This is a genomic window from Pantoea sp. C1E2 (assembly GCF_056491465.1).
In genome coordinates, this window is the sequence record NZ_JBSZHT010000002.1 from 2885621 (window position 1) to 2912347 (window position 26727).

The 26727-nt window shown below is 57.1% G+C and carries 24 protein-coding genes; 3 read left to right on the plus strand and 21 right to left on the minus strand.

All coding sequences use genetic code 11. From position 1 onward, the window contains the following. Window position 1: 1 nt before the first annotated feature. The 5 genes from ACXI0A_RS13915 to ACXI0A_RS13935 all read right to left on the minus strand — a co-directional run bounded on the left by ACXI0A_RS13915 (window position 2) and on the right by ACXI0A_RS13935 (window position 5251). Window positions 2-862: a ketose 1,6-bisphosphate aldolase gene (locus ACXI0A_RS13915; RefSeq protein WP_200569622.1), complete on the minus strand. Its 861-nt coding sequence runs from the start codon at window positions 860-862 to the stop codon at window positions 2-4. An 11-nt stretch (window positions 863-873) separates the two neighbouring features. Continuing rightward, window positions 874-1557 (minus strand): D-lyxose/D-mannose isomerase, encoded by a 684-nt coding sequence (locus ACXI0A_RS13920; protein WP_476148251.1) that lies wholly within the window; start codon window positions 1555-1557, stop codon window positions 874-876. A gap of 51 nt (window positions 1558-1608) precedes the next feature. Beyond that, the gene (locus tag ACXI0A_RS13925) at window positions 1609-2547 is read right to left on the minus strand and encodes an ABC transporter substrate-binding protein (protein ID WP_224931487.1); all 939 of its coding nucleotides are present in this window, start codon (window positions 2545-2547) and stop codon (window positions 1609-1611) included. 204 nt (window positions 2548-2751) lie between these two features. Beyond that, on the minus strand, window positions 2752-3735 hold the full coding sequence (locus ACXI0A_RS13930; protein WP_476148250.1) for an ABC transporter permease subunit: 984 nt from the start codon (window positions 3733-3735) through the stop codon (window positions 2752-2754). A 10-nt stretch (window positions 3736-3745) separates the two neighbouring features. Then, window positions 3746-5251 carry an ATP-binding cassette domain-containing protein gene (locus ACXI0A_RS13935; protein ID WP_476148248.1) on the minus strand — a complete coding sequence of 502 codons (1506 nt, stop codon included), beginning with the start codon at window positions 5249-5251 and terminating at the stop codon, window positions 3746-3748. A gap of 145 nt (window positions 5252-5396) precedes the next feature. Here ACXI0A_RS13935 and ACXI0A_RS13940 point away from each other — a divergent pair, with 145 nt between their 5' ends. After that, entirely contained in the window at window positions 5397-7982 is a 2586-nt protein-coding gene (locus ACXI0A_RS13940) for an ATP-binding protein (protein ID WP_476148246.1), read from the plus strand. On the opposite strand, the gene phnE (ACXI0A_RS13945) is transcribed toward ACXI0A_RS13940, so the two are convergent. The 14 genes from phnE (ACXI0A_RS13945) to phnF form a co-directional block, all read right to left on the minus strand. After that, complete coding sequence (gene phnE / locus ACXI0A_RS13945) at window positions 7936-8820, minus strand: phosphonate ABC transporter, permease protein PhnE (RefSeq protein ID WP_224931479.1); 885 nt, start codon at window positions 8818-8820, stop codon at window positions 7936-7938. The genes ACXI0A_RS13940 and phnE (ACXI0A_RS13945) overlap by 47 nt on opposite strands. Next, window positions 8817-9680, minus strand: a complete 864-nt coding sequence (phnE, locus tag ACXI0A_RS13950; protein ID WP_476148244.1) for a phosphonate ABC transporter, permease protein PhnE — start codon at window positions 9678-9680, stop codon at window positions 8817-8819. Before phnE (ACXI0A_RS13950) ends, phnE (ACXI0A_RS13945) begins: the two co-directional genes overlap by 4 nt. 215 nt (window positions 9681-9895) lie before the next feature. Beyond that, entirely contained in the window at window positions 9896-10822 is a 927-nt protein-coding gene (gene phnD / locus ACXI0A_RS13955) for a phosphonate ABC transporter substrate-binding protein (RefSeq protein WP_084935596.1), read from the minus strand. Between the two features lie 26 nt (window positions 10823-10848). Next, the gene (phnC, locus tag ACXI0A_RS13960) at window positions 10849-11679 is read right to left on the minus strand and encodes a phosphonate ABC transporter ATP-binding protein (protein ID WP_476148242.1); all 831 of its coding nucleotides are present in this window, start codon (window positions 11677-11679) and stop codon (window positions 10849-10851) included. 78 nt (window positions 11680-11757) lie between these two features. After that, on the minus strand, window positions 11758-12528 hold the full coding sequence (phnP, locus tag ACXI0A_RS13965) for a phosphonate metabolism protein PhnP (protein ID WP_476148240.1): 771 nt from the start codon (window positions 12526-12528) through the stop codon (window positions 11758-11760). Further along, window positions 12525-13061 (minus strand): ribose 1,5-bisphosphokinase, encoded by a 537-nt coding sequence (gene phnN, locus ACXI0A_RS13970; RefSeq protein ID WP_224931475.1) that lies wholly within the window; start codon window positions 13059-13061, stop codon window positions 12525-12527. The genes phnP and phnN overlap by 4 nt, the downstream gene beginning before the upstream one ends. Beyond that, complete coding sequence (phnM, locus tag ACXI0A_RS13975) at window positions 13061-14197, minus strand: alpha-D-ribose 1-methylphosphonate 5-triphosphate diphosphatase (RefSeq protein ID WP_476148238.1); 1137 nt, start codon at window positions 14195-14197, stop codon at window positions 13061-13063. Before phnM ends, phnN begins: the two co-directional genes overlap by 1 nt. Beyond that, window positions 14194-14898 carry a phosphonate C-P lyase system protein PhnL gene (gene phnL, locus ACXI0A_RS13980; protein ID WP_224931473.1) on the minus strand — a complete coding sequence of 235 codons (705 nt, stop codon included), beginning with the start codon at window positions 14896-14898 and terminating at the stop codon, window positions 14194-14196. The genes phnM and phnL overlap by 4 nt, the downstream gene beginning before the upstream one ends. An 18-nt stretch (window positions 14899-14916) precedes the next feature. After that, window positions 14917-15678: a phosphonate C-P lyase system protein PhnK gene (gene phnK / locus ACXI0A_RS13985; protein WP_039332167.1), complete on the minus strand. Its 762-nt coding sequence runs from the start codon at window positions 15676-15678 to the stop codon at window positions 14917-14919. Then, entirely contained in the window at window positions 15668-16516 is an 849-nt protein-coding gene (locus ACXI0A_RS13990) for an alpha-D-ribose 1-methylphosphonate 5-phosphate C-P-lyase PhnJ (protein WP_224931472.1), read from the minus strand. Before ACXI0A_RS13990 ends, phnK begins: the two co-directional genes overlap by 11 nt. Then, window positions 16509-17585 carry a carbon-phosphorus lyase complex subunit gene (locus ACXI0A_RS13995; RefSeq protein ID WP_224931470.1) on the minus strand — a complete coding sequence of 359 codons (1077 nt, stop codon included), beginning with the start codon at window positions 17583-17585 and terminating at the stop codon, window positions 16509-16511. Before ACXI0A_RS13995 ends, ACXI0A_RS13990 begins: the two co-directional genes overlap by 8 nt. Continuing rightward, the gene (phnH, locus tag ACXI0A_RS14000) at window positions 17585-18160 is read right to left on the minus strand and encodes a phosphonate C-P lyase system protein PhnH (RefSeq protein WP_476148235.1); all 576 of its coding nucleotides are present in this window, start codon (window positions 18158-18160) and stop codon (window positions 17585-17587) included. Before phnH ends, ACXI0A_RS13995 begins: the two co-directional genes overlap by 1 nt. Continuing rightward, window positions 18160-18606, minus strand: coding sequence for a phosphonate C-P lyase system protein PhnG (gene phnG / locus ACXI0A_RS14005; protein WP_476148233.1), 447 nt, complete (start codon window positions 18604-18606; stop codon window positions 18160-18162). Before phnG ends, phnH begins: the two co-directional genes overlap by 1 nt. Next, the gene (gene phnF / locus ACXI0A_RS14010) at window positions 18603-19319 is read right to left on the minus strand and encodes a phosphonate metabolism transcriptional regulator PhnF (RefSeq protein WP_224932021.1); all 717 of its coding nucleotides are present in this window, start codon (window positions 19317-19319) and stop codon (window positions 18603-18605) included. The genes phnG and phnF overlap by 4 nt, the downstream gene beginning before the upstream one ends. 311 nt (window positions 19320-19630) lie before the next feature. Between phnF and ACXI0A_RS14015 the strand changes: the two genes are divergently transcribed. Together ACXI0A_RS14015 and ACXI0A_RS14020 are read left to right on the plus strand one after the other, a co-directional pair. Further along, window positions 19631-21796, plus strand: a complete 2166-nt coding sequence (locus ACXI0A_RS14015) for an EAL domain-containing protein (protein ID WP_476148231.1) — start codon at window positions 19631-19633, stop codon at window positions 21794-21796. 365 nt (window positions 21797-22161) lie between these two features. Then, the gene (locus ACXI0A_RS14020) at window positions 22162-22641 is read left to right on the plus strand and encodes a transposase (protein WP_476148229.1); all 480 of its coding nucleotides are present in this window, start codon (window positions 22162-22164) and stop codon (window positions 22639-22641) included. Window positions 22642-22691: 50 nt separating this feature from the next. On the opposite strand, the gene ACXI0A_RS14025 is transcribed toward ACXI0A_RS14020, so the two are convergent. Both ACXI0A_RS14025 and ACXI0A_RS14030 read right to left on the minus strand, forming a co-directional pair. Beyond that, complete coding sequence (locus ACXI0A_RS14025) at window positions 22692-24671, minus strand: hydantoinase B/oxoprolinase family protein (RefSeq protein WP_476148227.1); 1980 nt, start codon at window positions 24669-24671, stop codon at window positions 22692-22694. 1 nt (window position 24672) lies between these two features. Then, a complete protein-coding gene (locus tag ACXI0A_RS14030) occupies window positions 24673-26721 on the minus strand; it encodes a hydantoinase/oxoprolinase family protein (protein WP_476148225.1) in 2049 nt (682 codons plus the stop codon). Window positions 26722-26727: the final 6 nt, after the last annotated feature.

The window sequence follows — 26727 nt, forward strand, 5'->3', positions numbered from 1 at the left end:
CTCAGGCCCTCCCGGCGCTGCCAAACACCTGCATCTGCTGTGCCACTACATTGGCAATATCCTGTTCTACCGCCATCAACAGTTCGGCAAAGGAGTCGTAGCGGGCATCACGCTGGGTAATTTGCTTTTCGATCGCGCCCAGAGCGGCTTGCGACATGCCGGTGTAGAAGTTGATCTTATGGATGCCCAGACTAATCGCGTGGCGGAAATCGGCATCACTGATCCCCGAACCGCCATGCAGCACCAGAGGAATGCCGGCCGCCGAGCGAATTGCCGCCAGACGGTCAAAGTCGAGCTTCGGCTCACCTTTGTATTTACCGTGCGCGTTGCCAATCGCTACGGCCAGACAATCGATCCCCGTTGACTGTACAAACTCCGCCGCCAGCGCAGGATCGGTAAACTTGTTGCTGTCGGCCTCGCCAAACAGCGCCCCACCCTCGTCGCCGCCTACCGCACCGAGTTCCGCCTCCACCGACACGCCGATCGCATGGCACATTTTCACCACTTCGCGCGTCTGCCGCACATTCTCCTCGTAGCTGAGGGTCGATCCGTCAAACATCACCGAAGTGAACCCGAGGCGTATCGCTTGCATCACCGCTTCAAAATGCAAACCATGGTCGAGATTGAGCACTACCGGAATATCGTGCAGTGCCGCTTCAGTGCGAACCGCCGCAATCAGATGTTCCAGACTGACATACTTAAAATGCACTTCCGCGATGTTGATAATAAACGGTGAGCGCTGTTGCTCAGCCGCCTGGAACAGCGCACGCAGGAAATGGGTGTCCAGCACGTTAAATGCGCCGAGTGCGTATTGGTGCTGCTGCGCATGGGCCAGGCCCTGCGCCAGAGAAATCAGTGCCATCGTGAACTCCTTTATGCCAGCCAGCGGTGATATTCGTTACACAATAGCCAGCGCGGATCTTCATCCTCATCAATCGGATTGAAGCGCGCCAGCGGAGTCAGAAACACATTGTCGTGCTCGTCATCGTTGGGCATCGAGACTTCGCCAACCAGCACATCGCCATAGCCCTCTTCGCCCCAGAAGCTGTGCCAGATACCGGGCAGCAAGGTGACGCTTTCACCAGGCGACAGACGCAGTTGCGATCCCGCCGCGTGAGTCTGGCGGATGCCATCTAAAGTGACGTTTACCGGTGAGTCATCAAGCCGGTCGCCGGCGCGGTTATGCAGCGTGACGATCAGATTTCCGCCGCCGCGATTGATGATGTCTTCCATCTTTTGTGGATGGTAGTGCATCGGCGTTACCTGCCCCTCGCGCACGTGCATGATTTTCTCAGCGTAAGGTTTTCCCCAGGGATGCCCACCACGCGAGCCATTACGCAGGGTAAACAGGGTTAAGCCGGTCTGAGAGAAATCATCAGCGCCGAAACTGGTGACATCCCAGCCCAGATGCAGCGCCAGCAACTCTTCCGCGCTCTGTTTGTCCAGCGCACGCCACTGGCTGAGGCCATAGTCGGCCCAGGGCGGCAGATGCACGTCCTGACGCATAAAGAATTCGCGGGTGAGTTGCAGAATGGCGTTCACTTCGGATCGATGCATAACTCCCTCTCCCAATGCGGGCGGCCCAGAGACCGCCTCAAGAAACCAACCTTATTTCACCGTCCAGCCTTTGTAGTTGCTGACAGTATTACGATCGATCATGGTGACCGGGATCAGCACCGGTTTGTCAGGCGCCGGTTTGCCCTGCAGGATGTCGTAGCCAATCTCTACCGCTTTTGCCGCCATCACCTGCGGGTCTTGCGCTGGGGTGGCAACGAACAGCGAACCTTTACGCTTCAGCGCTTCTTCACCGTCTGGCGATCCATCGACGCCGACAATAAAGAACTCACTGCGCTGGGCCTGCTTGGCGGCCAGATCGGCGCCAATCGCCGTCGGATCGTTAATCGCAAATACCGCATCGATTTTTGGATTGGCAGACAGCAGTCCGGTCATCACTTCCAGGCCACCATCGCGGCTGCCCTTGGCGTTCTGGTTATAGGAGAGCAACTTGATATCGGGATGAGTTTTCAGCTCGGTCATGCAGCCTTCAACACGGTTTTGCACCGCTGACACCGGTGGTCCGTTGATGATCACTACGTTGCCTTTGTTTTTCAGACGGTCAGAGATGTATTTACAGGCCATGGCGCCTGCCTGGGTGTTATCGGAGGTAATGGTGGCATTAGCACCGTCAGCCGCCACGTCGACAGCCACCACCACGATGCCCGCATCACGCGCACGTTTCACCGCGGGTGCGATACCTTTGGAGTCGGCGGCGTTGAGGATAATCATGTCCACTTTGGCGGCGATAAAGTTATCAATCTGCGCCACCTGCTGACCAAGATCGTATCCGCTGGAGACCAGCGTCACGTTGACCTTATCGCCCGCCAGTTCCCGCGCCTTCAGCTCTGCCCCTTTGGTGATCTGCACGAAGAACGGGTTGGCGAGATCGCCGACGGTGACACCAATGGATTTCAACTCTTTGGCCTGCACCAGTGGCGCACTCAACAACGTCGCCGCCAGCAGTCCGGTAATAATCGGATTAAAACGCATAGTCGATGTTCTCCTGCTTTTATGATTATGTTGGCGACCCAGCAGATCGCCGTGGTATGACTGCCTGTTCTCAATTAACCGAGTGGAGGGGCGTTATTGTCGCAGCCAGTTTACCGACGGCCAGCGCACAGCAACCGGAGCGTACTGAAGTACGTGAGGATTGCGCGCACTGCCCGGCGGTAAAATGGCAAGTAAAATAGCCCCTTAACTCACGTGATGGCGCGTACGATATTTATCGATGAGCACAGCGATAATGATCACTGCGCCCTTGATGACCAACTGCCAGAAGTAAGAAACGCCCATCAGCGTCATGCCGTTATTCAGCGTGGCGATAATGAGCGCACCAATCAGCGTCCCGGTGATGGTGCCGATCCCCCCCACAAAGCTGGTACCGCCCAAAATCACCGCGGCTATCGCATCCAACTCGTATCCCACACCCAGGTTGCCGTTGGCGCTGTAGAGACGTGAGGCACTCATCAATCCGCCCAGTCCCGACAACATGCCGCTCATGGCATAGACAAACACCAGCACCATGCCGACCTTGATCCCGGTGAGGCGCGCGGCCTGCACATTGCCGCCTACGGCGTAGATGTGCACACCCAGAGTGGTGCGGCGCAGAATGAACCAGCACAAAGCTATCACCGCAAAGGCAATGATGATCAACCAGGGCACTGACCCGAGATAGCCATTACCGATCCACTCGAAATTGATGTCAGAGTTAATCACCGTGGTGCCATCTGCCAGCAGATACGCTGCACCGCGCAATGCGGTATAGGTACCGAGCGTGACGATAAACGGCGGCAAACCGGCACCCGCCACCAGAATGCCGTTGAACAGCCCCATAATCAGACCCGCACCCAGCGCCGCCGGAATGGTTAAGCTGGCAAAAGCCGGATCCAGCGACACCACCATCGCCACCACCGCTGTGGTACCCAGCATCGATCCTACTGACAGATCGATCCCGCCGGTGAGGATCACGAAGGTCATACCCGCCGCCAGCACAATGTTGATTGACGCCTGACGCGTGATATTCAGTAGATTTCCTTCGGTAAAGAAGTTCGGCGCAACAAAGCCAAACACCGCCACAATCAGGATCAAAATTGGCAGAATGCCCACCGTTTGCAGCAGATCGCTCATTAAGGCGCGTTTGAGCGTAGGACTTTTTACGCGTGCAGTTTCACTGGTCATTGCGGTCTCCTCAGGCCTGTACCGGCTGTGCGCCGGTGGCCAGTGTCATTATGTTTTCCTGGCTGATCTCTGCGCCGCTCAGCTCTCCGGCAATACTGCCCTCGCGCATCACGTAGACGCGGTCACTCATCCCGACCACCTCCGGCAGTTCGCTGGAGATCATCAAAATCGCCACGCCCTGTTGCGCCATCTGATTCATCATGCGGTAGATTTCGCTCTTGGCACCGACGTCCACGCCGCGCGTGGGCTCATCCAGCAGCAAGATGCGCGGTGCAATCGCCACCCAGCGTGAGATCAGCAGTTTCTGTTGATTACCGCCCGATAGCCCGCCGGCCCGTACCTGGGCGTGCGGCACACGAATGTTGAGTGATTCAATGGCATCGCCGGCAATCTTCTGCCCTTTGCGCCGATTAAGCAGACCGTAACTGGCATCGCGTTCCAGCGTCGCCATCACGATGTTTTCCTGCGCTGCCATCTCAAGAAACAGCCCCTGCTCTTTACGGTTCTCAGTGAGGAAGCCAATGCCACGTGCTATGGCATCACGCGGTGAATGGATTTTGACTTTCTCGCCATCTATCCAGATTTCGCCGCCCCTGGGCTGATGCACGCCAAAAATCAGCTGCGCCAGCTCACTGCGTCCGGCACCGACCAAACCCGCCAGCCCGACAATTTCTCCGGCGCGTACTGCCAGACTGCTGGGATGTACTTTGCGGTTATCGGTCAGGTGATTGACGGCGAGACGGATCTCACCAAAGGGAATATTGCGGTCTTTGTTGAACAAATCGCTCAGCGGACGCCCGACCATCATGCGCACCAGTTCGGTGGCATTAAGTTGGTCGCGCGTCAGACTGCCAACATACTGCCCATCACGTAATACGCTGACGCGATCGGAGAGCTCATACACTTCCGCCATGCGATGGCTGATATAAATGATCGCCATGCCTTCGCTGCGCAGGCGTTTTATCAGCGCAAACAGCTGTTCGGTTTCGCGATTGGAGAGTGCGGCAGTGGGTTCATCCATCACCAGGATGCGGCTGTTGCGATGCAGCGCGCGGGCGATCTCCACCTGCTGCTGTTCAGCGATACTGAGTTTGCTCACCAGATCGTTGGCACTGAATTGGGCACCCAGACGGTTAATCACCTGCTGTGCCTCTTCCGCCATCTGCCGCCGTTTCACCAGTCCGCCGCGCGTGATCTCGCTGCCGAGAAAGATGTTCTCTGCCACAGTCAGATTGGGTGCCAGATTGATTTCCTGATAAATCAGCGTGATGCCTGCCGCCAGTGCCTCTTTTGGGCCCTTGATGGCGTAGGGTTTACCGTCGATAAGAATTTCCCCGCTGCTGGCGGTATAAGCACCGGCCAGAATCTTCATCAGCGTACTTTTCCCGGCACCGTTTTCGCCCATCAGCGCGTGGACTTCACCTGGCCACACGGTCAGATCCACGCCCTTTAACGCGTAGAAACTGCCAAAGCGTCGGGTGATTTCGCGCATTTCTAATATCGGTGTCGCCGCCATCGCCAGGCTCCTGCTGTCTGAAGTTGTCGCCGAGTGTTGCAACACCAGATAAATGGAAAATGTCAGCGGCCATTCATATTTGTCATATTGCGCCCCGGTCACGCTTTTATACTCGCCGGGAATTGAGAGGTAAGGAGTGGCCGTAATGAGTCAGAGTCTGCACTGGCACGCTGGCGCGCGGGGTCGCCTGCTGCTGTTTAACCTGTTAGTGGTGAGTGTCACGCTGGCAGTGAGCCTGGTGGCTATTTTTGGATTTCGCCACGCCGGTCACATTCAGGAGCAGGCACAGGCGCAAACCCTGGCCGATATGAACGGTAGCCTGGCGCTGGCGCGGGATACGGCCAATGTGGCCACTGCCGCCGTGCGGCTGGCGCAGGTGGTGGGTGCGCTGGAGTATCAGAGTGAGTCGGCACGCCTGCAGCAGACGCAGCAAGCGTTGCAACAATCCTTATCCCTGCTGGCGAACGCGCCACTGGCCGCACAGCAACCTGAACTGCTGGCGCGCATTCGTGAACGCAGCCAGATGCTGGAGCAGAGCATTAATCAGCTGTTACGCGTCGGCCATCAGCGCCATTTACAGCGCAACGTGATGCTGAGCGGCCTGTGGCAGGCGCAATTACTGCTGAATCGCATTGATGTGCTCGCCAGCGAGGGTGCTTTCATGCCGCTGCGCCAGCAAACGGATGCCTTATTAAAGGTGGCGATCCAATCCACTGCACCGCAAGCTGCTGAACAGCAATTACAACAAGTACTGCCGATCTGGTCCGCCTTGCCATTACAGGATGCGCTGGCGATGCAGCGTGACCGATTGGTGGAGACGACGCGCAGCCTGCAGCCTGTAGCGGAACAACTGGAGCAGAGCGATATCGCGATTGCTTACGCGACCTATCGCATCAAAGCGCTGGTGGCGATGCTGAATGGTGACATCACTCATTATGTGCAACTCGTCGCGCAGCAGAGCGATGCGCGCAGTACCGCCACGCATCAGGAACTGGACTCCATCATCGGCTTTATTGGTCTGTTTATGCTGCTGGCACTGCTGATCACCGGTTACGCGGGTTACTACATCTATCGCAACCTGGGTTCCAGCCTGACCGCTATCGCCCACGCCATGACGCGTCTCGCCCAGGGTGAGAAAAGCGTCAATGTGCCGGGCTTAGCCCGACGTGATGAGTTGGGTGATTTGGCGCGGGCTTTCAACGTCTTTGCACGTAATACCGCTTCACTGGCCCACACCTCCCGCCTGCTAAAAGAGAAAAGCAACCAGCTGGAATCCACATTCCTCGCGATGCGTGATGGCTTTGCGCTGTTCGATAACAGTGGACAACTGGTGGTGTGGAACGCGCAATATGCTGAGTTACTTGGCATTCCGGCGCGCGATCTGCATCGCGGCCTGCATTATCAACGTCTGTTAGAGCGAATGGATGTGCAACTCACCAGCCTGCACGATGCGCAGGAAGTTCGCCTGCCCGACGGTCGCACGCTGGAGTTACGTTTCAGCCCGGTGCCGCGCCGTGGCATGGTCAATACCGTACTGGAGCGCACCACGCGTAAAGCGCTGGAAGAAGCGCTACTGCACAGCCAAAAAATGAAAGCCGTGGGCCAACTCACCGGCGGTATCGCCCACGACTTTAACAACCTGCTGGCAGTGATTATTGGCAGTCTGGCACTCACCGTGGGCCAACTCCCCTCCGGTTCGCTGGCCAGTCGCATTGAGCGGGCGCGTCTTGCAGCCGACCGCGCGGCACAGCTGACCCAGCGGCTGCTGGCTTTCTCGCGCAAACAGGCACTTTATCCGCGAGCGGTATCAGTGGTTGAGCTGGTCGATAACCTGCACTCACTGTTGCAGCACTCGCTGCTGCCCGGCCAGCATCTGGTGGTTGATGCGCAGCGGCCCGGCTGGCCAGCGTGGATCGATGCCGGGCAGCTGGAAAATGCTTTGATGAATCTGGTGGTCAACGCGCGCGATGCGATGGAAAAGCAAAGCGGTGAAATTCGCCTGCGCATCTGGAACCAGCGTATGCAGGGGGCGGATGGCAAGCGCGATCGTGTGACCATTGAAGTCATCGATCACGGATGCGGCATGTCGGCCGAGGTGCGTGAACAGTTGTTTGAGCCATTTTTTACCACCAAAGAGACCGGCAGCGGCAGCGGGCTTGGGTTGTCGATGGTGTATGGATTTGTGCGTCAATCCGGTGGTCAGATCGAGGTGGAAACCGCTCCCGGTCAGGGCACTACCGTACGCCTGCTGCTGCCGCGCGCACCGGAAGCGGTCCAGCCCGCGCCGACTCTTCCCGAGTTTACGCCGGGTGCCAGCAACGACCGGTTGGTGTTGGTGCTCGATGATGAACCCGCTGTCAGACAGACATTGTGCGAGCATCTGCATCAACTCGGCTATCTCACCTTAGAGTGCGGTGATGGCGAGTCCGCACTTACGCTGCTGCGGCAGACGCCAGATATTGAGTTGTTGATCAGTGATTTGATGTTGCCCGGCGCATTAAACGGGGCGGATGTGATTCGCCAGGCACAGCAGCAGTGGCCGGAACTGGCCACACTGCTGATCAGCGGTCAGGATTTGCGCCAAAGCCAGGTCACTTTGCCGCTGTGCGAACGGCTGGCAAAACCCTGGCAACAGGCGCAGTTGGCGCAGGCGCTGGAACGCGCCTGGCAACGCAGTGAACGGCTCAGTCGCGCACGGCAGGCTGCCAAAGCGGCAACGGTTTCCCCGTGATGTAGCGTTTACGCAGTTTGCTGGAGATGACATCCATAATCATCACCACCCCGACCAGAAGGATGGTCAGGAACATCACCACATCCCAGTTCCACAGGCGCATGTTTTCGGCATAAACCAGGCCGACGCCACCCGCGCCGACAAAGCCAAGTACCGCCGCCGAACGGGTATTGGACTCGATCTGGTACAGGCTCAATGCCAGGAAAGTCGGGAACGATTGAGTAAAGATGCCGAAACGATGTTTCTGCAGACTGTTGGCTCCCACGGCACCTAATCCACGGCTGGGTGAACGCTCCACGGCTTCATGCCCTTCCGCATACAGTTTGCCCAGTAATCCCACATCCTGCACCACGATAGCCAGCACACCCGCCAGCGGTCCCATGCCAACGGCACGCACAAAGATCAGGCCCCAAATGGCCATATCAACACCGCGCATAATATCCAGCAGACGACGAACCAACAGGGAGATGGGTCGGGCAATCGGATCGTGCATCACGTTGCGGGCAGCAAGGAAGGAGACCGGCAACGCAATCAGAGAAGCGGTCAGCGTACCGGCAAACACAATCGCCAGCGTGATGCCAATCTGGGAGAAGTAGTAACCAAATGGCCAGTTCATAAAGTCTTGCCACACAAACATGCGCAGGAAGTAACGGCCCAGCTGCTGGCAGCCTATCAGGAACCGACTCCACTCAATGCCAAAAAACTCAAAGAAGAACAGGTAATAGAGCACCACGGCAAGGGCCACGATAGCCACGCGGCGCAGATAACGGTTTTGCGCAGCGAACAGAGCAGGATGTTCCTGCTTCAGCTTCGCCACATCCGGCGCTAATGCAATCATCTTACATCTCCTTCTACCACACGGCGGCGCAACCAGCCTGAGAACGTATCCAGCAGCGACACCACTACGATAATCAACAGCAGCGTCATGCTGACCTGATCATAGCGATCCAGTTTGATATTGGTCATCAGCTCCTGGCCGATGCCGCCCGCCCCCACTAATCCGAGGATGGTAGAAGAGCGGAAATTCACTTCCAGGCGCATAAAGCTGTAGGAGAGAAACGTCGGTTTCACCTGCGGCCAGAAGGCAAAACGCATGCGCTGCAGTTTGCTGGCACCGCACGCCGCAAGTCCGCGTACCGGTTTGTCCGAGGCGCTCTCAATCGATTCATAAAACAGTTTGGTCAGGCTGCCCACCGTATGCAGTGCCAGCGCGAGAAAGCCGGGAATGGCACCGATGCCAAACGCCATCACGAACATCACCGCCCACGCCAGCTCCGGCATGGTGCGCAGGAATGCAACGAAGGCGCGAATTGCCATGCGCACGCTGCGCGGCGTTTGGGTATTGTCGGCGGCGAAAAACGCCAGAACCCCAGCCACCACCACCGCCACAATGGTCGACGACAGCGCCAGCTGTAAGGTTTCCCAGATCAGCGGCAGCTGGAAATGCAGGCGGTAGCCCCAGTAAGCCAGCGAGCCCTCGGTTTTCACATCGGAAAACAGCACGGGCAGATGCAACACCGGCACGGTTTCGCCGATGTAATCGAAAAAGTGTGGCAGTGATTGCCAGACGGTAACCAGGTTAAATTCCGCCATCTTGCCCGCAGCGAGATAGAGCGCCACCAACAGCAGCGACCAGAGCACAGTATCGCGCTTTTGCTGGCGGCGAATGCGTTGGTAGTAGTGTTCGAAATCGGTCAAGGGGGATATCCTGTGGTCGAGGGTGCGGGGATGAATCAGGTCGCCATAAATGGCGTCATCAACCGGGTGCGATATTTGGCCAGGTCGCCATAAATGACGTCATCAAACCGGTGCGATATTTGGCCAGGTCGCCATAAATGGCGACCTTACGGGGAGCGTTATCCTGTAGGGTGCGCATTTATGCGCACCGCTGCCGATAACCGCACCCAGCTAAATTAACCGCGCGAACCTTTCATCAGATCACGCTTCATATCAATGATGTTCTGATAATCAGCTACGGTGGCTGGGCCGATATGCTGGGCTCCGCCTACCGCTTTAATAAAGCAGCTGTGGTCTTCTTTATCCAACTTCTTGATCGCCGCCACCAGCTTCTGCTTGAAGTCAGCGGGCAGGTTATTGCTCACCAGAATTGGGCCGTTCGGGATCAGCGGAGACTGCCAGATGATGCGGATTTTCTTCATCAGGTCAGGCTGGTCCATACGCATCATGCGGCCAAAGGCACCTGAGGTGTAACCCTTGTCATAATCACCGATCAACGAGGTCCAGGTCACTGCGCCTTCGAACTGACCGTTCAACACGCCAAGGATGTCCTGCTCGTGGCCGCCAGAGAAGGTCACGCTAGAGAAGGTGTTGTTGTACTTGTCGTCAACTGTGCCGCCGAACTCTTTCTTGAACGCCTGGTTTGGCATCAGGAAGCCAGAAGTTGAATCTGGATCGGCCATACCGAAGGATTTGCCCTTCAGGTCTTCCAGCTTTTTGTAAGGGCTGTCTGCTTTCACGATCACTACAGAGTGATAACCCTGTGAACCGTCTTTGTCATCCACCACGATGCCGACCACATCAACCGCTTTTGGGTTCTGCAGATAAACTGAAGCATAAGATGCCGGAGACATGCTCAGCACCATATCAATTTTGTTACCCAGCAGGCCCTGGATCACGCCTGAGTAATCAGACGAGTTGCGCATTTTGGTATCGACATTCAGCTCTTTGTCGAAGAAATCTTTCACGCACTGGTTATCACCAATCTGCTGAGTGGCGTTCTGTCCACCCAAAATCCCGAGGTTCAATTCTTTTGGTGCATCCGCTGCGTTAACGCCAAAAGTCATTGCAACAGTCAATAAAGCTAAAGAGGTCAGTTTCATTCGTCGTTTTTCTCTTGCCGTGGGAGTTAGTGGAGCTGGTTAATTTCGTCGCCGTACAGCTCATGCAGCAAGCCATCGGTCAACTGAGAAGGATTTCCGTCAAACAGCACTTTGCCGCGCTGAATGCCGATAACACGGGTGCAATACTGTTTCACCAGTTCAATCGAGTGCAGGTTCACCATCACGCTGATGCCCTGCTCGCTGACCTGGCGCAGCACATCCATGATGCGCTTGGTGTTTTTAGGATCGAGTGAAGCCACCGGCTCATCTGCCAGCAGGATGCGCGGGTTTTGCATCAACGCACGGCATATCGCCACGCGCTGCATCTGCCCGCCTGACAGGTTCTCTGCACGCTGCAGCGCCTGCGGCAGCATGTTCATCCACTGCAGCAGCTCAATCGCCCTTGCGCGGTCCGCTTCAGAGAACACTTTGAAGAAGGATTTCAGCGTCGAGGTTTGGCTCAAACGACCCAGCAGTACGTTGGTCAGCACATCGAGGCGCGGCACCAGGCAGAAGTCCTGGAAGATCATGCCGCATTCGCTGCGCCACTCGCGCATCTGGCGGCTGTTGAGCGTCACCACATCACGATCGACTTCGCCCGCACGGTTGCTCAGAATCGCGCCTTGTGAAGCACTGATAGTGCCGTTCAGCATATGTAGCAGTGTCGATTTGCCTGCGCCTGAGCGACCAATCACGGCCACCAGCTCGCCCGCATGCAGATCGAAGCTGACATTATCCAGTACACGGTTTTCGCCGTATGCCTTGCACAGCCCCTGTACCGACAGCACCTTGTTGCCCTGTCCAGCGTGTGGGACGTAAGGATTATCGATAACGGTTTTCAGTAATGCCTGTGCCATGGTGCACTCCAGTCTCTGAGGTCTTGATTGCCCGTTATTACGGGCAAATCCGATGAAGACTTGATGACAGTAAAGTGATTAAACAGTGACAGCGTGTGAAGAACCGACGGTGATGCTCTGCCCATCCATGGCGGCCAGTACATTGTCTGGTAAGCGATTATTGAGTAACCAGCTGTCCATCTCATGACTGAGATGAATCAACCACGCCTGGCGCGGCGCCAGCTGTTCAATAATCTGCAATGCGCGCGTCACATCGTTATGATTGCGCACGCTTTCTCGTGGGGGATCGTTGCAGTCAATCACCAGTTGGTCGAGCGGTTGACCATCAAGAAAATCTGCAGTATCGGGTGGCAATCCGCAGGTATCACACAGCCACGCAAGGCGCGTACCGTGCCAGTCGAACAGGTAACCATAAGTGAGTTTTGAGTGCTGTAACGGCAGCGGCGTAACCTGCAGCGCGCCAAAGCTGTGTGGCACAAAAGGGGTGAGCGCGGAACGGAAATCCAGCAGGCCAGGATGTTTTAACAGGTCATCACATCCCTTCTCGTCCGGCGGCGCCCACACCGGAATCGGCTCACCTAATCCCCAACGCAGGCTGAACAATCCGGCCACGTGATCCATATGAAAATGGGTAAGCAATATTCGGCTCAATTCACCAGGGCGGAAACGCTGATGCAGATCGTGGCGACCGGCATCCAGCAAAATACGCTCGCTGCCGGTGTCGATCAGCGCACTGGTCGCCCCCCGCGCAAAACGGGGTTCCAGGCGCGCACGTTCACAGGCGTAGCAATCGCAGCCGAACAGCGGCGCAGACTGCACGCCCCCCGTGCCGAGAAAAGTCAGTTTCATGGTGGATGCTCCAGCAGCTGGCGCAGCCTGTTGAGCGTGTCGCTCAGTGCGCCATCGTTATTAAGCGGATGGCAGTGCGCGGGCAGCGGTTCTGCCGCACGCGCCAGCCGTTGGCTAATCTCTGCTTCACTTTCACGTCCACGCTGTCGCAAGCGCGCTTCCAGCACCGCAGGTGAGACCTGCAACACCAGTGGCAACAGCTGTGCGCCGTAATGCTGCTCAACAATCGGCAGATGCAGACGTGAACCATTCACCAGCACGTTTAATCCCCGCGCCAGCCAGTGATCGATCTCTTCTCCCAGCCCGTAACACAGGCCATGTGCCTGCCAGCTGATGGCAAACAACCCCAGTGCCTGACGTCGCCGAAATTCTGCTTCACTCAGCGCCACATGATTTTCGCCCCCGGCATCGGCCGGGCGCGTAATGTAACGATGGGCAATCACCAGGTTATCCGGCGGCACCTCACGCAGCGCGTTTAACAAACTGTCTTTACCCGAGCCCGAAGGCCCGGTTAGCCAGATGAGGCGCGCCATCAGAACACCAGCCTGCCCTGCGACCAGACGTGGCGAATGTGTGGATGTCCATGTTCGGTATGAGCCAGCACCAGGTCGGCACGCATGCCTTCAGCAATCACACCGCGATCGTGCAGGCCAATCGCGCGAGCCGGATTACGGGTCACCAGCGCGGCGGCTTGTGGCAGCGTCAGGCTGTTGCGTTCATCGGCCACTAAGCGGAACACCGCATCCAGCAGGCTCGCCGGATAGTAGTCGGATGACAGGATATCCAGCAGGTCATGGCTGGCCAGCTCCGCTGCCGCCACGTTGCCGGAGTGCGAGCCACCCCGCACGATATTCGGCGCGCCCATTAACACCTGCATACCGCATTCGCGCGAGGCGCGTGCCGCCTCCAGCGTGGTGGGGAACTCAGCAATGGTGCTGCCGACGTCATGTGATTCGGCAACGTGTGCCGCCGTGGCATCATCGTGGCTGGCAATCGGAATGCCGCGCGAACGGCACAGACCGGAGATGGCATTGCGGTTCGGCGTTGAAAACTCGGCGGCCAGCGCCAGTTGCTCACGCTCGAACAGATCCATCTGCTCATCATTCAGCGAATATTTGCCCTGATAATAGAGGCGATACATTTCCAGCGAAGCGTACTGACGCTGGCCTGGCGAATGGTCCATCAGCGACACCAGTGACAGCTCCGGCGTGCTCATCAGCTTCTCAAACAGCGGCAGCGTGGTGTTATGGGGCAACTCACAGCGCAGATGCAGATGGTGATCGACACGGTTAATGCCTTTGCGGTTACTGTCCTGAATCGCGTTGATCATTTTGCTCAGGTTTTCAATGCGATGCCCGCCATCACGCACATCACCGACGCCAATCGCATCCAGCACGGTAGTAATACCGCTAGCGACCATCAGCGCATCGTGGCTGCTCATCGCCGAGTGCGCCGGCCAGTCCACTTTCGGACGCGGTGTGAAGAACTTATCGAGGTTATCGGTGTGCAGCTCGACGAGCCCCGGCAGCAGGAAGGCATTTTCGCCATCCAGTGCGCCCGCTAATTGACTGGTACTGTCACTGAAGCTGGCAATGCGACCCTCGCGGATCTCCAGCGAACCGGTGACAACCTCATGCTCCAGCACCAAACGGACGTTATTGACGATCATGCTTCTGCTCCTGTTTTAACCGGCTGCATGACGTGCAGGCGATCGGCCACGCGTGCGCGCACCGCTTCGTCATGGAAAATACCCACAATGGCGGCACCACGGGTGCGCGCCTGTTCAATCAATTCCACTACCGCCGCGCTGTTGGCGCTGTCGAGTGAGGCGGTAGGTTCATCCAGCAGCAGCACCGGATAGTCGGCGATAAAGCCCCGCGCGATGTTGACGCGCTGCTGTTCACCGCCGGAGAAGGTCGAGGGCGCGAGTGACCACAAACGCTCCGGTACATTCAGGCGCGTAAGCAGCTCTTTGGCGCGCTTCTCACAGAAAGCGCGCTCCACGCCGCGCTCCAGCAGCGGTTGCATCACGATCTCCAGCGTCGGTACGCGAGGGATCACCCGCAGGAACTGGCTAACCCAGCCGACGGTTTCGCGGCGAATCGCCAGAATCTGGCGCGCCGGGGCCTGCGCCATGTCGATCCACTCACCCTTATGTTGCAGCCAGATGTGACCGCTGTTGGCCTGGTAGTTGCCATAGAGCGCGCGCAGTAAGGTGGATTTTCCGCTGCCGGAACGACCGTGCAGCACCACGCACTCACCGGCGCACACTTCAAGATTGGCATCCTGCAGCACCGGCAGCTCGGCGCTGCTCTGGTTGTGCAGCACGAAAGTTTTGCTGAGTTTCTCTACGCGCAATAAAGGTTGCATGTTGATGTCCTGATGAAATTAAGCCAGCACCGATGAAACCAGCAGTTGGGTGTAAGGATGGTGCGGATCGTCCAGCACCCGGTCGGTCAGACCGCTCTCCACCACTCTGCCCTGCTTCATCACCAACAAACGATGCGCCAGCAAGCGCGCCACGCCGAGATCGTGCGTCACAATCACCACCGCCAGATTCAGTTCACGTACCAGGGTACGCAGCAGATCCAGCAGTCGCGCCTGCACCGACACATCCAGCCCGCCAGTCGGCTCATCCATAAACACCAGCGTTGGCTGGGTCACCAGGTTGCGGGCAATTTGCAAACGCTGCTGCATACCGCCGGAGAAGGTGGTCGGCAAATCGTCGATGCGATTAGCGGGGATTTCGACATCCTGCAACCAGCGCATTGCCTCTTTACGGATATCGCCGTAATGACGCTGGCCTACTGCCATCAAGCGCTCGCCGATGTTACCGCCTGCGGTAACCTGTGGACGTAATCCATCCAGCGGATGCTGGTGCACCACGCCCCACTCGGTGCGCAGTAAGCGGCGGCGATCGCTTTCACTCAGCTGATAGAGATCCTGAGCGCGATAGAGAATGTTGCCCTGCTGCGGCGCCAAACGTGCCGACAGGCTGCGCAGCAGCGTGGTTTTACCCGAACCGGATTCCCCAACAATGCCCAGCACTTCGCCCGGATAAAGCTCAAAGCTGACATCTTCAAAACCTTTGCCTGGCGCATAGAGGTGCGTCAGATTGTTGACCGCAAGCAGCGGCTGTTCACTGTGCATGCTGTTGTTCCTGCTGCTGGTGGCAAAAATCGGTATCGGAGCAGACAAACATGCGCGTACCGGCATCATCCATTACCACCTCATCGAGGTAGCTGTGGCGCGAACCGCACAGCGCGCAGGGTTCATCCCAGCTCTGAACGGTGAACGGGTGATCGTCGAAGTCGAGGCTTTCCACTTTGGTATACGGCGGCAGCGCGTAGATGCGCTTTTCACGCCCGGCACCAAACAGCTGCAGCGCAGGCATCATGTGCATCTTCGGGTTGTCGAACTTGGGGATCGGCGATGGATCCATTACGTAGCGATCGTTAACCTTGACCGGATAAGCATAGGTGGTGGCGATATGGCCGTAGCGAGCGATATCTTCATACAGCTTCACCTGCATGATGCCGTACTCCTCCAGCGCGTGCATGGTGCGCGTTTCGGTCTCACGCGGCTCGATAAAGCGCAGTGGCTCAGGGATCGGTACCTGGAAAATCAGCACCTGATCTTCCTGCAGCGGCGTCTCCGGAATGCGGTGGCGCGTCTGGATCAGCGTGGCATCTTTGGTGGCTTCGGTGGTGTCTGCCCCGCTGACGCGCTGGAAGAAGCGACGGATCGACACCGCATTGGTGGTGTCATCCGCACCCTGGTCAATCACCTTCAGCACGTCGCTGTCGCCAATAATGCTGGCGGTGATCTGGATCCCGCCGGTGCCCCAGCCGTAAGGCATCGGCATTTCACGTCCGGCAAACGGCACCTGATAACCTGGAATCGCTACCGCTTTGAGGATCGCGCGACGGATAGTGCGCTTGGTCTGCTCATCCAGATAGCCGTTGTTATAGCCGGTTAACTCACTCATCGTTTTGCTCCTGAACCTGTTCACGCAGGCGTTTCAGCAACTCCAGCTCCGCCTGGAAATCGACGTAGTGCGGCAGTTTCAGATGCGAAACAAAGCCCGCCGCTTCTACGTTGTCAGCATGCGACAGCACAAACTCTTCGTCCTGCGCCGGACCGGCAATACGCTCATCGTATTCCGGGGCCTGCAGGGCACGGTCAACCAGCGCCATCGCCATGGCTTTACGCTCTGAGCGGCCGAACACCAGACCGTAACCACGGGTAAAGTGCGGTGCGCTGTCAGTTTGCGTGGTAAAGCCGTTGACCATTTCACACTCGGTCAGCAGGATTTCACCGATATCAATCTCGAAGCCCAGCTCCTCCGGGCAGATCGACACGCTGAGATAGCCGGTACGGATTTCGCCAGCAAACGGGTGGTTGCGCCCGTAGCCACGCTGGGTGGAATAACCGAGTGCCAGCAGAAAACCTTCATCACCACGCACCAGTTGCTGTAAGCGGGCAGCGCGCGTCGCCGGATAACCGGGCGGCTCGCGAGTGATATCGCACGGTTCGCTGCCATCATCCTCTTCACGCGCCGCCAGACCCTCTCTGGTCATCATGCTGAACACATGCGGACAGCGCTCAGGCAGTGCCTGATCGTCACGCGGTGCCGCCGGAGTCTCGCCATTGGCCAGCAGGGTGAAATCGAGCAGACGATGGCTGTAATCGTAGGTAGGGCCAAGCACCTGGCCGCCCGGCAGATCTTTATAAACCGCTGAAATACGGCGTTCGATGCGCATCTCATCGGTTTCCAGCGCCAGGCTGTCAGCCAGACGTGGCAAGGTGGTGCGATAGGCGCGCAGCAGAAAGATCGCTTCCACCATATCGCCGCTGGCTTGCTTGATGGCGAGCGCGGCCAACTGGGGATCGTAAATGCCGCCTTCGGTCATCACGCGATCCACCGCCAGGCCCAACTGCTGCGCCACCTGATCGCAGCCAAGTTCCGCCACGTCGCGGTCGCCACGGCGCAAATCGGCCTGAAGCTCATGGGCACTGGCTATCGCCTTCTCGCCCCCTTTAACCGCAACGTACATCAGCACACCTCCACATCGGTGGTGCGTGGCAAGGCCATCATCGCTTCACCGCAGGTGAAAATCAGATCCACGCCCAGTGGGAATGGATGAGGACGCTCGCGCAGATAAGTCAGAATCGCTTCCGGCAATTGCGGTGCGATGGCGCGGGATTCACGCAGGCCAGGACCGGACAGGCGCAGCGTTAAGCCGCCGTTCAGCGCCGGCACTTCGATGATCAGCGTGGTGCTTTTTTCCGGTGATATATTGTCGCCCGGTGCGAACTGCGCAGGATCAGGATTGGATGCCGCATGAGTCAGAGCAAATGGCGCATGGCGGTCTTCCACAATCGGTACGCCGGTGTGGAAACGCAGGTTGCTGCGTAGCACTTCGCTGTCTACGCGGCTATCCAGCCACAGCGCACTCTCTTGATCCACCAACGTCAACAACACCGCGGTGGCGGCTGGCGATAAGTCGCCCCAGCCCTGTTCCAGCGGCAGTGAGACCATCACGCCTGGTTCGCTCATGGCTTTAAGAATACGGCGAAATGCACGCTGCGAATCGGCAACCGGATGGTTAAAACTGGCCAGTAATGTCATTAGTTATCTCCGCGTACCAGCGTAAAGAAGTCCACTTTAGAGCTGGCGATTTCACGTGCGCGCAGCTGACGCTGCTCTTCACGCAAGGCCGCCAGCGGGGCAATGAGTTTTTCCTGCAGCAGCGCATGGGTTTCTGGCTGTTGCAACAGTGCATCAATCACGGCGCAGCGTTCGGCGTGCGCTTTATCGCGGCCCAGCACATAGCTGAAGCCGAGGGTGCCATCGTGCAGTTTCACCACCGCACGCGTGACGGTGGCATCACCCATCACAAAGCGTTTACCGCTGCCGCCCATGCGCGCCTGCAAACGGGTTAAACCGGTTTCGGCAGGACGAATCGCTTCAAATTGCGCATTAAGGTGCAGCGACTGCCAGTGGGCATCAAGCTGGCTGGCTTCGCTATGCGCGAGTACCGATAGCCAATGCTGGCGAGCGGTTTGCTGTTTCATTCATGCTCCAGGGTCAGTTCAATCATGTCGCCACGCGTCAGGCTGACGGAGTATTCCGCTACCAAACCGTCGCTGTGTTTATTCAAGGTACGCACGCACAGCAGCGGCGACTGCAGCGCAATCTCCAGCTGTTTGCACTCTTTGGCCTGTGCGCGGCGCGTGCTAATACGGGTTTGCGAACGGGTTAAATCGAGGCCCAGTTGTTGCTGCATAAAGTCGTGCAGCGAACCGTTCTGGAACTGTTGCAACCTGGGCCACCAGCTCAGATCCGGCAGGAAGTGATTAATTACACACACCGGCACGCCATTGACGCGGCGCAAGGTACGCAGATGAATCACGTTATCGCCTTCATTAATAGCCAGTGCGCTGGCCACGTCACTGCTGGCCGGACGCAGCACCGCCAGCAGACGTTCGCTGGTGGGATGGCTGCCCTGCTCCAGCAGGTTCTGGCTGAAACGGGCCTGTGCATGCAGGGGGTAATCGTAAGGACGCATCAGCACCAGGATGCCCACGCCATGACGACGTTGCAGCAACCCTTTATTCACCAGTTCGTCCACCGCGCGGCGCAACGTATGGCGGTTCACTTCATAGTGATCGGCTAACTGTTGTTCGGAAGGCAGATAGTCACCGCAGCGATAACGCTCTTGCAGTGCCTGCTCCAGTTGGGCGGCGACCGCCTGATAAACAGTGGTCGGATGTCTGGATATCTCCATCACGTTCAATACCTCATTCGATACAGGTTGAGGAACGCAGCGAAGGTTGCTGCGGGATGGCGACTACAGTGCGGGAGCCAGATGACAGCGCCGTGACGGCTCAGTGACGCAAGGATGAATTTGCTTTAGGGCAGCAGGATCAAAGCGAAACGGCTGTGGTTTTAATAAAATATTTTTAACTGTTGCCTTTGTGACAGTGTTCAAAAAATTATCGCTTATTTTCACCGCTTTATCGTTGCCCTTACAGGGTGCAGCTTGTACAAACTCTGCTAACGTTATTAATGAGCCCTTCTTGTTACGCGAACCCTGAAATGATTAATACAATAAAACTGTCCGACGGTTTCCGCCGCAATTTTGTGCGGGAAGTGATTTTGCCTTTGATGGCGATTTTGATTTTGACCTTTGCCGGAGCAGGTGTTGGCTTGTTCTGGGGCACATCGCTGAGCAATGAACAGGCGCGCGATCAACAGCAGCGCATGATTGAGGCCTCCTTTACCCAGAGCCTTAACGAACATTTGCGCCAGTTGCGCAGTTTGACTCGCTGGTCACCGCTCGCGGATCAACTGGCATTGGGCGTGCCAGATCAGAGCTGGTTAGATCAGAATATCGGTGGATGGTTGTTCGATATGTTCGATCACCAACTGATCCTTCTGTTAGATCGTAATAACCAACCGCTGGCCGTGTGGCGTAATGGACAGCGTGTGGCAGGCAATTCACCCGACCGTTATGTACAAGACATGCTCAATAGCCCACTGGTGAAAAGCAGCGATGAGGTGGCGGGCCCCACGGATCGTGCTGACTTTGTGCGTATTGGGCAGCGAGCGGCCGCACTGGCCGTGGGCGATATCAGCAGCACGCGTCAGGCAGGGCGTTATCGATTGGTGAGCATAAAATTCCTCGATGACGGCTATTTGCGCAATCTGGCGGACCGCAGCCAACTACGCCAGTTGCACTTCAGTGACGGTGCGCCTGAGAAGGGAAAAGATGCGCTCTATCAGCTGAAGTCCCAGCAGGAAGATGCCGTCGGTTACCTCTCCTGGCAGCCCGATAAACCCGGGGCGCAAATGCTGCGCATGCTGGGCCCCTCAACCCTGATATCAGTCCTACTGATCACTTTATTGTGTCTGTTTATGGTGCGGCGCATCTGGACCTCATCATTGAACCTGTCGCAGTCGCTTCTGAAATTGGGCGCCAGTGAAGCTCAGGCACAGCATCTGGCCTTTCATGATGTGCTGACCGGTCTCCCCAATCGTGCGCTGGTAGAGGAACGTTTATCGCAGGCGCTGGCGGTGTCGGCACGTCACGATGAACGTGTGGCGCTGCTGTTACTGGATCTCGACCGATTCAAAAATATCAACGACACCTACGGTCACCATGCAGGTGATGAGCTGATCATTGAGGTCGCACGGCGTCTTACCCAGATCCTGCGTCACACTGACACAGTCGGACGCATCGGCGGGGATGAGTTCATCATTGTGATGCCGGAAGTGGACAACATCGGGCAGGTACAAGCGCTGGCAAAACGCATCATTAGTGAGCTGAGCGAACCCTACGAACTTCAGGGCAACGAAGTCTGGGTGGGCGTCAGCGTTGGCCTCGCGCTGGCACCAAAAGATGGGATTGATCGCCTGGAGCTGATGCGCAAAGCCGATATCGCACTGTATGAAGCCAAAAATGGCGGTCGGGGCCAGTACCGACAATTTGAAAAGGTGATGGATGAATCGCTGCGCACACGCCAGCAGATGGCGACGGATTTACGTCAGGCGTTGGTGAATTTCGATGGATTGCGGGTGTGGTATCAGCCACTGATGGAGATCAGTGGGCAGCGCGTGGTGGGATTAGAAGCCCTGCTGCGCTGGCACCATCCGGTACGCGGTGATGTCTCACCAGGTGATTTTATCGCCATCGCCGAAGAGACCGGCATGATCATTCCACTGGGCGAGTGGGTGTTACGGGAAGCCTGTAAAACCTCCCTGAAACTGCCGCAGGTGATTGTGGCGGTTAATGTGTCTCCGGTGCAGTTCCGGGCCAGTGGTTTCGTTGATCGCATCATTGAAATCGTCCGTGAAGAGGGAGCCAACCCATTGCATATGGAACTGGAGATCACCGAAGGCGTGTTGATTGAAGATGAGCATGAAGCACGTAATAACATCATCGCGCTGCGTGAAGCCGGTTTCCGCATCGCACTGGATGATTTCGGTACCGGCTACTCCAGCCTGAACTATCTCAGCACCTTCCCGGTGGACAAGATCAAAATCGACCGCTCGTTTACCCAATCGCTGGGCGTGGCGCAAAACTCCACTGCAATTGTCGAATCCGTGGTACGCCTGGGTCATGCTATGGGGTTAACGGTTACCGCTGAAGGGGTCGAAACCGAAGGCCAGAAAATGGCGCTCGCTGATGCAGGGTGCAATCAATTGCAGGGCTATTTGTTTAGTCAGGCCGTGCCGTTTGAAGAGATAGAGAAGATGATGTAAGTGCCTCCGTAGGGGCGTCATTTATGGCGTCCTCCTGTGCCAGGAGCGCATAAATGCGCCCCCTACAAAACCTCACCGAACCCGTAGGGATGCCATTTATAGCGTACTCCTGTGCCAGGAGCGCATAAATGCGCCCCCTACAAAACCTCACCGAACCCGTAGGGATGCCATTTATGGCGTCCTCCTGCGCCAGGAGCGCATAAATGCGCCCCCTACAAAACCTCACCGAACCCGTAGGGATGCCATTTATGGCATCCTCCAACCAGTCAAAGTAGAAATCTTCGGAATACATTTCGCAACGCTTATGATTGGAACTCGTTTTAACCGAAAATACTCAGCATGATTTCCTGGAATTGGAGGATTTCATGCATAATCGAAAAAACTTACGCCTTAAAAATTTCGAATATAACTCTGCTGGCGCTTATTTCGTCACAATTGTTTGTCGGAATCGTTCTCACCTCTTTGGCCAAATCATTGCGGATAAAATCATACCTACCGCAATTGGCAGTGCGGTAATCAACTCTTGGGAACAATTGCCCGTTAAATATGATCGGATCAGCACCGATGCATTTGTTCTGATGCCTAATCACCTGCACGCTGTGCTTTGGATACAGTCTGGCAGCGACCGCACCCTTTCAAACATCATCAATTTCTTTAAGGCAGGTGTAACTCGCAATACCGGGTTGAAAATTTGGCAGCGTGGTTATTATGATCGTGTCGTTAGAAATGAAAATGAATTGATGTACATCAGGAAATATATTGAAGAGAATCCATTGCGCTGGGAGTTAGACCTATTGAACCTTCCTGGTGCGCATAAGTGCGCACCCTACAAAAACGCAGGTTAATATTTGAGGGGTCGCCATAAATGGCGACCTTGAATAATGGGAGAGATCGCTTAGTGCGGCCGGTTCATCATCGCCGGATAGCGCTGTTGCAGATTTTGAAAGATAGCCTGCATCTGCGCCTCAAGTGCGGCTGGTTGGGCATCAGCTGCGACCGCCGCAAACACCTGCTGCTTGAGGAAGTGTCGCCAGCCGATCGGTGCGGCAGCCAGAAACGCCGTGAGCAGTGCATAACGTGCCGGTGTCCATAGCTGTTCAAATGCCGTGCGGGCCGGGCCGTGATCAAAGTGCTGTCGGGCTTCAGTGTGCATCCCGGCACGCAAACGTGCTGTCTTAGCCTGATCCACCTCACCCTCAACCATCGCCACACCATAGCTATCGCGTGCCACTTGAATCGAGACGAAACCGCAGCGCACATCCTGCAGCACCGCCGCCGGATCGCGTTCTACCGGCAGGCCATAACCCCCCGCGCCCGGGCCGCGCACTTCAACGATGTCACCCGGCTGGCAACGGATCACATCGGTGTTGCCGTGCTCGATGGCCTCGCCGTCACGCAGCGTGCGGAAGTGCGACAATGCCCCCGACTCACCGCCCAGCACGCCGGCCGAAGCAAACACCGATCGGTTGCGATTACGGGCGGTCACCGTGGTATTGGGCGCGGTGACTTCAAACGCCATTTCCGTCGCCAGGCCACCGCGATAGCGCCCGGCACCGGCACTGTCTGCCGCCAGCCCATAGCGATGGAAATGGATCGGCACTTCTGCCTCGTTGATTTCAATGGGCGTGTTTTTCAGAAACGCCGATAACCCACCTGAACCATCCGGGCCATCATGACGTGGCGTACCGCCCGCACCACCGCCGACCGGACCGAGCGAAGCCACCACACTGCGGTTCTGGCTGTCACTGGTGCGAATATTCATGATCGAGTTGCCGCCGGGTGAGTTAGCCGGTAAGCGATCGGGCAACGCCTGGGAGAACACGCCAATGGTGGCAATCTGCGACAGCGCACAGGTCAGCGAACGCATGCCCACTGCTGCTGGGGCTTCACAGTTCATTACGGTACCCGGAGGCAGAATGGCGCGCGTCGGGCGCAAGGTGCCTGCATTGAGCAGTAGATTGCGATCCAGCGTTGAGAGCACATAAGTCACCCCCACCAGCGCCAGCGGATGTCGTTCACGGCCACCCGTGGGCATATTCAGTGAGGAAGCCAGCTGTGGATCGCTGCCGGTATAATCCAGTTCCAGCGTGTCACCGGTGATACGCAGCGTAATCGCTACGCGGCACGGATAGCCCCCTTCACCATCTTCGTCGGCAAAGTCGGCATAGAAGTATTCACCATCCGGAATGGTGGCGATAATGCTGCGCGCCTGGGCTTCGGCGTAGTCCAGAATGCCTTCAATGCCCCGCAGGAAATCCTCAACACCAAAACGCGCGATGATGTCATGGATCTTGCGCTCGCCCACGTTTACCGAGGCAATCTGCGCTTTGAAATCGCCCCAGTTTTGATCTGGCACGCGCACGTTGAGGCGCATAATGCTGGCGACTTCTTCATTCAATTCACCGTTGCGCACAATTTTCAACGGTGGAATGCGAATCCCTTCCTGCACGATATCGGTCAGCGAACGTGACAGCGAAGCCGGCACCGCGCCACCTACGTCGGTATTGTGGATGTGCCCCACCACAAAACAGACAATCTCGCCGCTGTGGAACACCGGCTTCCAGATATGAATATCCGGTGAGTGCGTCGCCACGTTGCCTGCATAGGAATCATTGGTGATGCAGATATCACCCTCTTCATAATGATCGATTAACGCCAGTACCGGACCGTAATCGATGCCGCTATACCAGGGCGCGCCAAAGCTGCGCGGCGAGGCGAACGCCATGCCGTCACGGCTGACAATCTGGCAGGAAAAATCCTCGGTCTCTTTGACGAAGGTCGAGTGTGCGGTGCGCATCAGGGTAAAGGCCATGGCATCCGCAGCGGCGGCACAGTAGTTCGCGAGAATTTGCAGGTTACGTCCGTCAATCGCCATATTAGTGCGCCTCCACAGGGGTGATCAGCAGGTTGCCAAAGGTATCCACGTCCACCTGCATTTTAGGCGGGACGCAGGTGGTGCAGTCGTCCTGTGCGATGATCACCGGGCCGCTCAAATGATGTCCGGCACGCAAGCTGGCGCGCAATACCACATCCACCTGATGTGATGCGCCATCGATCCATGCGCTGACGCGTTTCGCAACGTCAACGGGCGCCGTCGCGGCGGGTAAATGGTTCAGCGTGGGCTTCGGTGTCGGTGAGGCGATAACTAAACGCAGGTTGATAATCTGCACCGGCGCACTGGCATCAAAGTGACCAAACAACTGCTGATGCTGGCGATCAAAAGCCTGATGTAACGCAACCCCATTCGCCTGCGCTAACCACTCCGGCTCCAGCGCCACTTCGATCTCAAACGACTGGCCGCGATAGCGCATATCGGCGCTGTAATGCAGGCTAAACGGCATCTGAGCGCCGTGTTGTTCGCTCAGCCACGCTCGCGCACGCTGGCTCAGCGCCTCCGCTTCGGTCGCCAGAGTGTCAGCCAGCGCGGCATCAAGATCGCTGTAGAGCGTGCGAATAAAATCATTGCGGATATCGGCTACCAGACCACCCAGCGCCGACAGCACACCCGGCGTAGGTGGCACGATCACCCCTTTCATATTGAGTTCACGCGCAAGGAAACAGCCCATCATCGGGCCCGCGCCGCCAAAGGCGAGGAACCAGAATTCACGCGGATCCAGCCCAAAGCGCGACAGCAATCCGCTGGTATCACCGTACATACTGGAGATCGCCAGTTCGATAGCGGTTTCCGCCGTCTCTTCCACCGTGATGCCCAGTTGATCCGCCAGCGGCTGCCAGGCAGCACGCGCGGCAGCAACATCGACTTTCACCGCGTTGTAACCAAGATCGCCATGGCCGATCATCCCGCAGGCTGCAAAGGCATCGGTCGCCGTCGGTTGCGTTCCTCCGCGCTGGAAACACACCGGTCCGGGCAGCGATCCGGCGCTGTCAGGGCCCATTTGCAGCACGCCCTGATTATCGACCCACGCCAGCGAACCGCCGCCCTGGCCTACTGAGGTGACTGCCACTGACGGAATATAGATCGGGAAATCACCGATGATTTCACCGTTGCCCTGTGCCACTTGACCATCAACGATCACCGCCACGTCCGCGCTGGTGCCACCAATATCAAGGCTAAGAATCTTGTCGAAGCCGCAGGCGCTGGCGAGGAAGCTGGCCCCGATCACGCCCGAAGCCGTGCCGGACAACACCATCTGCACACATTCACTTTTTGCCTGCTCCACGCCCATCACGCCACCGTTGGACTTGGTGATACGCGGCGGCGGCTTCACGCCCATGGTGTGCAACGCCCGTTCAAAGGATTCCAGATAGTGAATCACCATCGGCTGCACGTAAGCATTGATGGTGGCGGTTATGGTGCGCTCATATTCTCGGATGATCGGCCATATGTCGGCGGAGCAAGAGGTGAGCAGTTCAGGCGCCACCTCATCGATAATGGCTTTGACTGCCGCTTCGTTGTGACGGTTGCGATAGCTGTGCAGCAGCGACACCACGATTCCCTGGCAACCTGACGCACGCGCCTGTTCGATGGCTTCCAGCACGCTTTGCCGATCCACTGGCTGCAACACGGTGCCGTGGCGGTCCGTGCGCTCTTTGATGGCGAACACCCGATCGCGGGTAATCAACGGTGCCGGACGTCGCGAAAAGAGATCGTGAATATGGGGAATTTTAAGACGCGCCAGCTCCAGCACATCGCAAAATCCCTCGGTGGCAAACAGCGCCAGCCGCACGCCACGTCGCTGGATGACCGCGTTGATCCCCACGGTGGTGCCGTGGGTAAAGTAGTCAATATGCTGCGGTTCAATACCGTCACGCTGCTGCAACTGCGACAATCCGGTGAGGATTTCGCTGCCCGGCTGATCCGGTCGCGACAGCACTTTTAAGGTATGAATCTGATTGGTTTGTTCATCCAGCACGGCGAAATCCGTAAAGGATCCGCCAATATCAACGCCAACGCGGTAACCCATGGTATG